Origin of the sequence: Reyranella sp., from assembly GCF_050185545.1 — a bacterium.
GTDB lineage: Bacteria > Pseudomonadota > Alphaproteobacteria > Reyranellales > Reyranellaceae > Reyranella.
This window is the reverse complement of record NZ_JBFWZI010000234.1, coordinates 1-9594: the sequence shown is the minus strand read 5'-3', so window position 1 is coordinate 9594 and position 9594 is coordinate 1. Positions and strand designations below refer to the sequence as shown.

Here is a 9594-nt window from a genome sequence, read left to right as displayed (position 1 = left end):
AGCGCGGCCGGGTCCTTCGCCTTGAAGAAAATGCCGCCGATGCCCGTGACTCGTTTCATCCGGATCTCCCGCGGTTCAAAGGTGACTGAAGAACTCCGGCGCGCTCTGCCAGCGATCGTTGCGGCCGTCGACGCAGGTGATCGGCGCGTTCGCCAGCTCCTCGTCCGTGACGTCCTCCAGGCAGCCGAGGTTGACGCCATACATCCTGCCGATCGGCGTGTCGTTACCGACGCCGAAAGGACGCACACCGCAGTGCCGGCAGAAGAAGTGCTGGTTCTTCCTCGTGTTGAAGAGGTACTCGCTCAGTTCCGTTTCGCCCGCCAGCAGGCGAAAGTTCCCGGGTTTCGCCACCGCGGGCCAGAAGCGCGTGCGCCGGCAGATGGAACAGTTGCAGCGGTAGGTCGCCTGCGTGAGGTCGAGATCGGCCTCGAACCGGACCGCGCCGCAATGACAGCTGCCGCGATAGGTCTTCAGCACACGGGACCGCTCATGGCGCAGGGATGCTCAACCGCAGCGCCTGGATGGTCGGCGGGTTGGTCGGGGCGAGCAGCAGGCCGCCGTCGAGCGTCGCCTTGTCGCAGGTCCACTGGAAGCGGCCCGAGAGCGCGCCGGTCGGCGTGATCGGCGAATCCGTCTGGCAGGCGCCGGCCTCGCCCTTGAGGCGCGCGAACTCGCGCGCCCAGTTCTCCGCCGAGCGGTCCATCAGGAAATTCATCGCGAGCAATCCGCGGCCGGGATCAACGCCGCCGGCCTCGAACATCGCAGCCGCCGCGCGATATGCCTGTGCCAGTGCATCGCTCACGGGGATCGCGCGGCCCATGAGCCAGCCGCCCTTGTGCAGTTCCATCGCGGCATTCCAGACCGGCACGGCGGGAGCCGAGTAGGTGCGGTTGGCGAAAGCGAAGAGGCCGATGCCGTGGTCGGGGAGCAGCAGCATGAACGAGCCATAGCCCGGGTAGCCGCCGCTGTGCGCGACCGTGAAGCCGGCGTCGCAGTCCACCGCGACGCGCATGCCCATGCCATAGGTCGCGGCCTGCGGGCAGGTGTCCTTGTCGCCACCGGGACGGCGCCCCACCTGCGGAAAATTGAGCCCCTGTGACAATTCGCGCACGGAGGACCGCCGTACCGGCCCCTGTTCAGGCCCGTCGCGCGCCGGCCAGCCCGAGAGCAGGAAGGCGACCCAGCGCGCATAGTCGTTGGCGCTCGTCTGCACGCCGCCCATCGCGCCGAACGTGCCGTGCGCCATGTCCGGCTCGCGCGCGTAGGCGTCGTTCTCCCAGCGATAGCCGATCGCGCGGCGCTCCGGCGGCGAGGCAAAGATGTCGTATCCGCTCGAGCTCATGCCGAGCGGCCGCATGATCTCCTGCTCGATGAAGTCCTTGTAGGGACGGCCGGAGACGTTGGTGACGATGCGCCCGAGCAGCGCGTAGCCGAAGTTCGAATACTCGTAAGCGGTGTCCGGCGCGCGCGTGAAGGGCACGCCGTCCCGCAGCATCTGCGTGAAATCCGCTTCGGACAGCACCTGTTGACGGTCACCCCAGGGATCGTCGGTGACGAAGCCGCCGACGTGGCTCAGCAGGTCGCGCACGCGGATGCGAGGGGAGTCGCTGGTCGGGTAGCGCCAGCCGCGCAGCTCCGGCACGTAGGTCTCCGCAAGCGCATCGAGCGTGAGCCGCCCATCGTCCCGCAGCTTCAGGATCGCGAGCGCCGTGAATGCCTTTGACATCGAGGCGATGCGGAACAGGCTGTCGGCATTCACGGGGCGCCTGGCCTCGAGATCCTGCACGCCCATCGCGCCGACATGGAGGAGCCGTCCGTCGCGCACGATGCCGTAGACGAGTCCCGGTACATGCGATTTCTCGATGTAATCGGCGAAGTGAGCGTTGATGGCGGGAAGCAGCTGCTCGAGGGCGGCCGGGGCGGGCGCCGCCGCTGGTTTCTCTTCGGCGAATGCAGTCACCGGCAGGCACAGCAGCATGGCCAGCAGCAATTGGAGCGGTCTGTTCATTTGTCGGTTTCACGCTCTTTGGTTCTGGTTGAGTCGAGGGCCTCGCGCTGCGCGAGCGTATGGCCGGCCTGGCGCTCCTTCTTCCAGAAGGCGCGCCGCCAGTTCACGCGGAAAAGTCGTCACGCGGCAACTTCCACGTAGTCGACACGACTGGAGGGTGGAGGGATGGGTGATCCATCCTCCCGCAACCCCTCCAGGTGAAACTCGATTGCCTCGCGAATGGCTGCTTCCGTTTCCGCGAGGGTCGCGCCCGTCGCGACGCACCCGGGAAGATCGGGGACATATGCCGAAAACCTGGCACCCGCCGTCTCGATGACGATGGCGTATCGCATGGCGTGTTACCTCGACTTCGTCAGCCCGGATTGTTTCAGGATACTGTTGAGCGTGCCGGCTGCCAAATCATCGCTGGGCTTGCCCGGAATTGTCACCCGGCCTGACTTCTGCGGATGCTTGTACTGCCTGTGGCTGCCGCGATTCGCGAATTAATTGTGGCCTAACTTTCGCGATCCGCGGCTGGTTCCTTGTCGGGAATCAGCAAGGAGCAGGCGCCGCCCACGCCGCCGATGATGGCGCCGTTCAGCAGCAGGATCGCGATTCCGAAATCCGGGCCGGGGCCGACGCTGAACAGCACTGCCGCGATGCCCGCGCAGAGAAATCCCGTGACCAGCCCGTTGATCGCGTGATGGCGGTTGGTCAGCGCGCCGGCGACGAAGCCGGCCACCGCATAGAGAATGTAGGCGGCGGCGTTGAGCCAGGGCATCCAGGCCTCGATCCCGGCCGCAGACGTTGCGACCGAGTCGGTCAGTGCGGTCAGCGCCAGGTGCAGGATCACGAATGACGCGATGGCGATTGCGTACGCGCGCAGCTCGGGCGGTCGGGTCCTGGACATCAGCGCGATCTGGTGCGGTGCGTGCGGCGCGCAAGCAGCATCAGCGCGGCGATGGACAGCACCCAGGCCGTGAACGCGACGACCGGATGCTTCGAGGCGGTCTCCAGCAACGTGAGGCAGGGCGCCAGGATGGCAGCTGGCAGGCCGCGATCGTAATGCGGGCCCTGCAGGAACAGGGCCATGATGACGGCCACGATCGCCGGCAGCACGAACGCTCCCGCGACCAGCCGGCCGCGGCGCCAGCCCACGAAGAGCGTCCAGCCATTCGCCAGCATCGTCAGGGGCAGGGTCACGAGCGCCATGAGCAGCAGGAGGATCGGCGCGAATTCCTTCCCCTTGCCGCCGATCAGCGCGAGCAGCACGGTGAATACCGCGAGGCCGAAGGTCGGCAGGGCCATTCCGAGCCAGAAGCGTGTCGCGACCGTAGTGGTTGTACCCATGCTCATTGCAGCGAGGAGATGCGCCGCGCAAATGCGTCAACGCCCGCCCAGTCCGTGAACTCGACGCAATCGTGCGAGCCGGTGGGGCCGCGCGTCAACCACATGATGAAGCGGATGACCTCGCGGTCGAGGAAACCATAGCGCGGGTAGTCGATCTTGCCCGCAAACACGCCGAGCAGCGCGGGCCGCCAGGTGGTCTTGCGCCGGAAGCCCTTCAGGTAGGGATTCGTGTCGGGTGTGTCCTTGCCGGGCTTGCGGGCGACGACGTTGACGGTGAAGAACGCGCTGGGCCGGCTCTCGAGCACGCGTTGATTCATCCGGATGAACTCGTAAACCGCAGGACGGTGCTTGCCATAGCGGATGCTCGCGCCGATGACCACCTTGTCGTAGGACGCAAGGTCCGCGGGCAGCGGCTCGCCGAGCGCGGCGAGTGTTACTGCGTGGCCGCCACCTTGCAGACGCTCGCGCAGGTGCTCGCAGATCTTGCGCGTGTGGCCGTCCACGGTGGAGTAGGCGAGGAGAATATGTGCCATCTAGCTGCGCTTCGCCCCGGACGCCGCGCTCTTCAACAGGCGGCGGAACGTCGGGCATTCCAGGTGGCTTGGCGCGGGGCAGGCAGCGGCGTGGCGCAGGCCGTTGCGCATGCCGATCAGCTTGCGAATCGTTGCGTCCAGTTCTTCCGCCTTGGCGGCGAGCATACGCCGGTCAATCCGCGGGCGCCCGTCGGGCGCGAACATGCGCGCGATGTCGTCGAGCGAAAAACCGGCCGAGCGCCCGAGCGCAATGAGCGCCAGCCGTTGCAGCACGCCGGGATCGAACAGGCGGCGCAGGCCGTGTCGGCCGATGGAGGCGATCAGACCCTTTTCCTCGTAGAAGCGCAGCGTCGAGGCCGGCACGCCGGACCGCTTCGCCACTTCGGCAATATCCATGCCGCACCCCTTGACTTCAAGTGGACTTGAAGTGGCACTCTGCAGCCCGTGCCGCAGGAAGGCAAGCCATTGGAGACGGTCATGGATTATCTGGTGTGGACGCTTTCGACGGGGGCGGGCGCGACGGCGGTGATCGACCTGTGGGCGATCGCGCGCAGACGCCTGCTCGGCATCCCGGCGCCGGACTATGGCCTGGTGGGCCGCTGGCTCGCCCATATGCCGCGCGGGCGCTTTCACCATGATTCCATTGCGGCCGCATTGCCCGTGCGCGGCGAACGCGCGATCGGCTGGATCGCCCACTACCTGATCGGCATCTCCTTTGCGGCCATCCTGCCCGCCATCTGGGGCCATGCATGGATTCAGCAGCCGACGATCGCGCCTGCCCTGATCGTCGGAATCGGCACCGTGGCAGCGCCCTTCCTGTTGATGCAGCCCGGCATGGGCTGCATCGCATGGTCAGGCACCTGGCAAGAGGCTATCAACCTGCGCCGCGAGGATCAGGTCGCGTTGCTGGTCTTGTCCGAGCATGAACACATGGTCACCGACAACGGAAAACCCGCACTTGCGGTAGAAGGCAATGGCCCTCGGATTGCGCTCCCATACGCCAAGCCAGATGCATTCACACCCCGCCCGGGCAGCGGCAGCGTAAACAGCGCGCATCAGCTCGTTGGCGATGCCACGGCCATGCCACGCATTTGCAACATAGATTCGATTCAGCTCGGCGGGTCGGTCGCCCTTGACGCACGCCGCTCCGTGCGCCCATCGCAGTTGCGCGAACCCCACCAGCTCACCGGCGACTTCGGCCAGGAGAGTCGACATTTGGGGATCGGATATTTCTCCACGCTGGATCTCGGCACTGAATTTCCCGGCACAGTGCAGATTGACGTTCTCTTCGGAATTGTCCGCGGCAAAGGTCTCGCGAAAAGTCCGCTCCGCGAGTGCCGCGAGAGCTGCTGCGTCGGACAATCTGGCCGGTCGGATCACTGCCATCTCAGTTCACTGCGTCCGGCCAGCTCCTCACTCGCCCGGCTCGGCACCGGCGAACGAACCGAGCCGGATGTCGCCGCCCGGTACGTAGGTACTCATCACGACGCCGCTGGTCGAAACCTGGGAGCGAACGAGCCGAAGTGCCGATGGCCTGGCCATCTCGCCGAAGAGGCGCTTGCCCCGCCCAAGCACCAGTGGAAATGTCCACACGTTGTACTCGTCGATCAGCGAGGCAGACTGGAGCGTCTGAATCAGATTGCCGCTGCCAATCATCTGCAGGTCGGGGCCCGGCTGGGCCTTGAGAGCGATGATTGCCGAATCGACGGCGCCCTGGAGCAGCGTCGAGTTGTTCCAGTGGAGCGCCGTCAAGGTACGCGAAGCAACGTGCTTTCTCGTCGCATTGAATATCTTCGCAATCGGATGGTCATCCGGCTGGCAAGGCCAGTACGCCGCGAATATTTCATACGTCTTGCGGCCGAGCACCAGCTCGCGATTCCTGGCGTCGAAACCTGATGCCGAGATGTCCATGCTCTCGTCTTCCCTGTGGGCGAACATCCAGCCGCCAAGGGTAAAACCGCCGGTAGGATCTTCTTCCGGTCCGCCGGGTGCCTGCATGACGCCGTCGAGCGACGCAAACGTAGATGCGATGAGTTTTCTCATGGTGATCGGTTTCGGGCTGCCCGAATTTCCTTCTTGGTCATCTGCGGCAAGTCATCGGTAATCTGGTCCCAGGGGGCCTTGAAGTCTGTGTAGATGTGCTTGTCCGGCCTGATGAGGGGATCATCGTCGAGGGCACCCGCTGGTATTTCGAACCACGGCTCCCCGGTTCTTGATGGATTCGGCACCTGTGAGCCGCAGCGGCTGCAGAAACTGGTGTCATACGGAGGAGGCGATTCGCTTACCGGACGTTCGTACGTCCTGATCAGGTCCGCTCCTTCAAGAAAGCGGAAATCCTCGCGCCGCACGCCCAGCCAGGTGAGGTAGGCGGATCCGCTGACTTTCCGGCAACGAGTGCAATGACAAAGCTCAAAGGGTCCGACGGCGCGTTCGATTTCGAATCTGACGCCACCACAGAGGCAGCTACCACGGATCATTGCCCATCTCCTCTCTCATGCCGCGCACGCACCTGGGCGGCAACTTGGCCCCGTTCAGTCGAGGAATTTCCAGGTGCTGGCACCATCGAACCTCCGAATTCGAGTCGACTCAATCACGGACGGGTCGAAGTTGCGGAAGTTGACGCCCATCCTGCTACTGGCGCGACTGATGGGTTGCCAGTGCGTCACACAACCGCAGTTGGCGCATCTGCAGAGCCGAAGGTACTTGTCGCCCCAGGAATAACAGGCCAACGCACCTCTGCGGGCAACGATTTTCACCTTGCTTCGATCGTAGTACCCCCAGAGGCCAGCGTGGTGACGACAGATCGAACAGTTGCAGCTGGTGAGGCGCCGTGGCTTGCGTGGGACCTGGATCTGAATTGCGCCGCAGTGGCATGAACCTGTCAGCATCTCGATGTCCTTTTCGGCTCATACCGCATCTCCACCGCGCACGAGTTTATCTCAAGCCGACTCGCGAGCTTCAAGACGACAAGCATCGCGCGGCGGCGCGCCTGCCAATCAAACCTCTGAACCCGCTCCCTGACCGTTAGTCTCGATCGCGCGATACAGCTCCGCCAGCGTGACTGTCTTCGATCCGCCCGAGAATACTCGTTCAATGATCACCGCGGCGTCGGTCGGGCGATCGACACTGAGAGCGGCCAGAAAACGAATCGCCTCCTCGCGGGACAGGCCTGGCGTACGCACGACGGCAAAGCAGCGGCCCGGGCGGATCAGGGCCTCGTCGATGTCGCCGATATTGTGCAGGTTGGTCGTGAAAACGATCTTCCTGCCCAGAGCCTGAACGACTCCGTCGGCAACCGTCAGGAACCTGTGCAGGTCCCGATTGCCGTTTGAGCGAGCACCGAGCAGGTGATCGGCGTCCTCGACAACCAGGGCGTCGTGCGCTCCGGTGAGAAACTCGACGTAAATCTCGTCGTTCTCGATTGCACGGCGATCCGCGGTGTACAGCACATTCGCGCTGTCGTGCTTTCGTCTCGACATCGCGGCGAGTATCGCGCGCACGAGCCGCGTCTTTCCGGTGCCGGGCGGCCCCTGCAGCACCAGTATCGTGTCGCGTGCCGTGAGGTACCGCTCGATGAAAGCGGCAACGCCTCCCTCGATCGAAGGATAGGCCTCGTTGGTGAGGGCCGGATCAGCCAGCTCTTCGAACGAAATGTTCGTGAGCCCGCTGTGGCCACCGTGGAAGTACCAATCGATCGTGAACTGCTCTTCACGCACCATCTGGTCACCGAGCGCGCGCAGGATGTGGGTTTCGACCTCGCGCAGCCGGTCGAGGTCGCGCGCCCAGATACTGACTGTTCCGCTCGAGTAGTCCGTCTTGCGGCGACCCGTCGCGGACGCAAAGAATCCTTCCCCTTCGAAAATCACGGCGCCCGCTTCGAGGCGCTGCGCTCGGGGCGCGGCGTGCAGCGCGAGGTCGTCGAATACCTCCTCGAGATGTCGGCGAACCGCAAATCGAAGCACGCGGTGAACGGGAAACAGCGTTGGATCGTTGTCCAGTGCCTGAATCGCCCGCATGCCCAGCATCGAATCGGCAAGCGAATCGAGGTCAGCCTGCAGGCTAAGGCGCGGCAGGTTGAGTGCGAGGCCTCGCTGCTCAAGCCGGAAACGGGATCGATGCGGTGTACGATGCATAAAGACAAAAGGCCTCAGGTTTCGCACCCAGAGGCCTTTCATCGGCTGCGCCGAAGCGCGATCCGGGGCGAAACGTCAGTTGCTTGAAAGCTCCTGTGCGATCTGAACGCTATCCGATATACACGCCATGGCGACGCTCCGAAAATCGAGCCGCGTAGAATACTCCTGCAAATGCGACTGTCAATGGGGTGGGGCCATCGCGGCCGGGTGAAACTCGGGCGTCACTTCGTCAATGAAGCCTCGAGCCAGGCCGCTTCGACATCCAAGTCGGACGGTCTATCCAACTTCTCCCACAACAAGCGCAGAAGCGTCTTCTTGTAGGAGGCGCCAAGTGTCCGGATATGTTCCTGAATCTTGGCGAGGGGTTGTGCCATGAGGATCAAGTTAGCAGGGGCCGGTCTACCGGGGAACAACGCCTTCCAAGCGACTTCTGACGTCCGCGATCAGCGTTGCACCTCGAAGTTGATATCACGTGTCAGTCAGAGTTGATACCGCGTGATGTCCAGCGCGTCATGAAACACGCCGAGAATGTCGATGTTTCCGTCGTCACGCACCAGGTAAGCGATACGGTAGTGTCCATACAGCAGTACCCGCACATGACGGGACGAGGCCCCGTAGCGAGCTCCAAGCTCTGGAAAATCCGTTAGCGTTTGGGCACGTTCGTAAATGCCATCGACTGTTTCCGCAGCAGCTCGCGGATTGTCAGTGGCAATGTAATCGTAAATGTCCCGGAGCCAGCCATGGGCTTCGTCAGTCCAGCTTATCCGCGCCATGTCCGGATGCGCCTGCCCATCTCTTCATTGGAAATGCTACGACCGGCGTCGGCATCGGCAAGTCCGCGCTGTACCATAACGTGGAACGCCAACTCGCGGATGATTTCCTCGCTCGAGCTGTCCGCAGGCTGCTGTTGAATCAGTTGGGCGAGCTCTTCCTTGGCCTTGGACATCGCCTTTACCTCCTGGCTGAGGCGCAGTGTGCCACAACGTCAATCCGGGGCAAGACTGGCATCTAACGTCCGCGATCAGCGGCGGCGCGCTCGCCTCAAACTACTTGCAGGGGGAGTCCATACACGCATTGTTAGGCGTCACTGCCTTTTCGAAGACAACGAAAGCCCGAAACCTAGTTGGCAACCTTGGTCCAGCCAACAGCCAGACCGTTCTCTACTTCCATGCCGACGCCTCTAGCACCGACCTTGCCATCTACGATCCATGACACGTTGTAGAAGTCGCCGGTCTTTTCGATGACGAGGTCGTACTCATCCGAGAACTCTCCATTCTCGAAGAAATAGCGAACATGGTAGCGTCCGGCGAAACCCTCGACGGGCCCTCCGGTTGCCTCTCCAGGGCCACTGTAGGCATTTGCGTAGTTCCACCGCGCCTTCAGTGTGCCTGGTGCATCGCTCTTGGAATATAGAACGAAACCGACATTCACTAGCTCCTGCGCCTCTGTAGCCATCGAAAGCGGCACGAAGCACGAGGTCAGAAGGAAGCCCATCAGCGATGCTGTACTCAGCAATGACCTAACCATACCGCCCCTTTATGTGTGTGCTACAAACTTCATGTGACGCCTAACGTCCGCGATCAGCGGCGGC

Annotated in this window: 14 protein-coding genes and 2 pseudogenes; 1 reads left to right on the top strand and 15 read right to left on the bottom strand. The window is 63.3% G+C overall.

Annotated features, from left to right (window positions below):
- Window positions 1-75 precede the first annotated feature (75 nt).
- The 8 genes and pseudogenes from AB7O82_RS34150 to AB7O82_RS34115 all read right to left on the bottom strand — a co-directional run bounded on the left by AB7O82_RS34150 (window position 76) and on the right by AB7O82_RS34115 (window position 4266).
- Window positions 76-477, bottom strand: a complete 402-nt coding sequence (locus AB7O82_RS34150; RefSeq protein ID WP_428621420.1) for a GFA family protein — start codon at window positions 475-477, stop codon at window positions 76-78.
- Between the two features lie 10 nt (window positions 478-487).
- Window positions 488-2008 carry a serine hydrolase domain-containing protein gene (locus AB7O82_RS34145; RefSeq protein ID WP_428621419.1) on the bottom strand — a complete coding sequence of 507 codons (1521 nt, stop codon included), beginning with the start codon at window positions 2006-2008 and terminating at the stop codon, window positions 488-490.
- A gap of 119 nt (window positions 2009-2127) precedes the next feature.
- On the bottom strand, window positions 2128-2340 hold the full coding sequence (locus tag AB7O82_RS34140) for a type II toxin-antitoxin system HicB family antitoxin (protein WP_428621417.1): 213 nt from the start codon (window positions 2338-2340) through the stop codon (window positions 2128-2130).
- Between the two features lie 6 nt (window positions 2341-2346).
- A pseudogene (locus tag AB7O82_RS34135) lies at window positions 2347-2487 on the bottom strand (type II toxin-antitoxin system HicA family toxin); the annotation flags it as partial.
- 14 nt (window positions 2488-2501) lie between these two features.
- Window positions 2502-2840: a hypothetical protein gene (locus tag AB7O82_RS34130; RefSeq protein WP_428621415.1), complete on the bottom strand. Its 339-nt coding sequence runs from the start codon at window positions 2838-2840 to the stop codon at window positions 2502-2504.
- A gap of 56 nt (window positions 2841-2896) precedes the next feature.
- Window positions 2897-3337 carry a hypothetical protein gene (locus AB7O82_RS34125; protein ID WP_428621413.1) on the bottom strand — a complete coding sequence of 147 codons (441 nt, stop codon included), beginning with the start codon at window positions 3335-3337 and terminating at the stop codon, window positions 2897-2899.
- 2 nt (window positions 3338-3339) lie between these two features.
- Window positions 3340-3870, bottom strand: coding sequence for a menaquinone-dependent protoporphyrinogen IX dehydrogenase (hemG, locus tag AB7O82_RS34120; RefSeq protein WP_428621412.1), 531 nt, complete (start codon window positions 3868-3870; stop codon window positions 3340-3342).
- A complete protein-coding gene (locus AB7O82_RS34115; RefSeq protein WP_428621410.1) occupies window positions 3871-4266 on the bottom strand; it encodes a helix-turn-helix domain-containing protein in 396 nt (131 codons plus the stop codon).
- A gap of 81 nt (window positions 4267-4347) precedes the next feature.
- On the opposite strand from AB7O82_RS34115, the pseudogene AB7O82_RS34110 reads away from it, so the two are divergent.
- Window positions 4348-4731, top strand: a pseudogene (locus tag AB7O82_RS34110) (DUF2938 family protein); the annotation flags it as partial.
- On the opposite strand, the gene AB7O82_RS34105 reads toward AB7O82_RS34110, so the two are convergent.
- The 7 genes from AB7O82_RS34105 to AB7O82_RS34075 all read right to left on the bottom strand — a co-directional run bounded on the left by AB7O82_RS34105 (window position 4723) and on the right by AB7O82_RS34075 (window position 9497).
- Window positions 4723-5256, bottom strand: a complete 534-nt coding sequence (locus AB7O82_RS34105; protein ID WP_428621409.1) for an N-acetyltransferase family protein — start codon at window positions 5254-5256, stop codon at window positions 4723-4725. The pseudogene AB7O82_RS34110 and the gene AB7O82_RS34105 overlap by 9 nt on opposite strands.
- A gap of 27 nt (window positions 5257-5283) precedes the next feature.
- Window positions 5284-5913: a dihydrofolate reductase family protein gene (locus tag AB7O82_RS34100; RefSeq protein ID WP_428621408.1), complete on the bottom strand. Its 630-nt coding sequence runs from the start codon at window positions 5911-5913 to the stop codon at window positions 5284-5286.
- Window positions 5910-6347, bottom strand: coding sequence for a GFA family protein (locus AB7O82_RS34095; protein ID WP_428621407.1), 438 nt, complete (start codon window positions 6345-6347; stop codon window positions 5910-5912). Before AB7O82_RS34095 ends, AB7O82_RS34100 begins: the two co-directional genes overlap by 4 nt.
- A 519-nt stretch (window positions 6348-6866) precedes the next feature.
- A complete protein-coding gene (locus AB7O82_RS34090; protein WP_428621405.1) occupies window positions 6867-8045 on the bottom strand; it encodes an AAA family ATPase in 1179 nt (392 codons plus the stop codon).
- A 437-nt stretch (window positions 8046-8482) separates the two neighbouring features.
- A complete protein-coding gene (locus tag AB7O82_RS34085; RefSeq protein ID WP_428621403.1) occupies window positions 8483-8776 on the bottom strand; it encodes a type II toxin-antitoxin system RelE/ParE family toxin in 294 nt (97 codons plus the stop codon).
- Complete coding sequence (locus AB7O82_RS34080; protein WP_428621402.1) at window positions 8764-8949, bottom strand: hypothetical protein; 186 nt, start codon at window positions 8947-8949, stop codon at window positions 8764-8766. The genes AB7O82_RS34085 and AB7O82_RS34080 overlap by 13 nt, the downstream gene beginning before the upstream one ends.
- Before the next feature lie 173 nt (window positions 8950-9122).
- Window positions 9123-9497, bottom strand: coding sequence for a hypothetical protein (locus AB7O82_RS34075; RefSeq protein ID WP_428621400.1), 375 nt, complete (start codon window positions 9495-9497; stop codon window positions 9123-9125).
- Window positions 9498-9594 lie beyond the last annotated feature (97 nt).

What these genes read in the sequence shown, in the direction of transcription:
- AB7O82_RS34100 (WP_428621408.1), bottom strand. Translation starts at nt 5,913, where the DNA reads ATGAGAAAACTCATCGCATCTACGTTTGCGTCGCTCGACGGCGTCATG.
- AB7O82_RS34105 (WP_428621409.1), bottom strand. Translation starts at nt 5,256, where the DNA reads ATGGCAGTGATCCGACCGGCCAGATTGTCCGACGCAGCAGCTCTCGCG.
- AB7O82_RS34090 (WP_428621405.1), bottom strand. Translation starts at nt 8,045, where the DNA reads ATGAAAGGCCTCTGGGTGCGAAACCTGAGGCCTTTTGTCTTTATGCAT.
- AB7O82_RS34075 (WP_428621400.1), bottom strand. Translation starts at nt 9,497, where the DNA reads ATGGGCTTCCTTCTGACCTCGTGCTTCGTGCCGCTTTCGATGGCTACA.
- AB7O82_RS34145 (WP_428621419.1), bottom strand. Translation starts at nt 2,008, where the DNA reads ATGAACAGACCGCTCCAATTGCTGCTGGCCATGCTGCTGTGCCTGCCG.
- AB7O82_RS34115 (WP_428621410.1), bottom strand. Translation starts at nt 4,266, where the DNA reads ATGGATATTGCCGAAGTGGCGAAGCGGTCCGGCGTGCCGGCCTCGACG.
- hemG (WP_428621412.1), bottom strand. Translation starts at nt 3,870, where the DNA reads ATGGCACATATTCTCCTCGCCTACTCCACCGTGGACGGCCACACGCGC.
- AB7O82_RS34125 (WP_428621413.1), bottom strand. Translation starts at nt 3,337, where the DNA reads ATGGGTACAACCACTACGGTCGCGACACGCTTCTGGCTCGGAATGGCC.
- AB7O82_RS34140 (WP_428621417.1), bottom strand. Translation starts at nt 2,340, where the DNA reads ATGCGATACGCCATCGTCATCGAGACGGCGGGTGCCAGGTTTTCGGCA.
- AB7O82_RS34085 (WP_428621403.1), bottom strand. Translation starts at nt 8,776, where the DNA reads ATGGCGCGGATAAGCTGGACTGACGAAGCCCATGGCTGGCTCCGGGAC.
- AB7O82_RS34080 (WP_428621402.1), bottom strand. Translation starts at nt 8,949, where the DNA reads ATGTCCAAGGCCAAGGAAGAGCTCGCCCAACTGATTCAACAGCAGCCT.
- AB7O82_RS34095 (WP_428621407.1), bottom strand. Translation starts at nt 6,347, where the DNA reads ATGATCCGTGGTAGCTGCCTCTGTGGTGGCGTCAGATTCGAAATCGAA.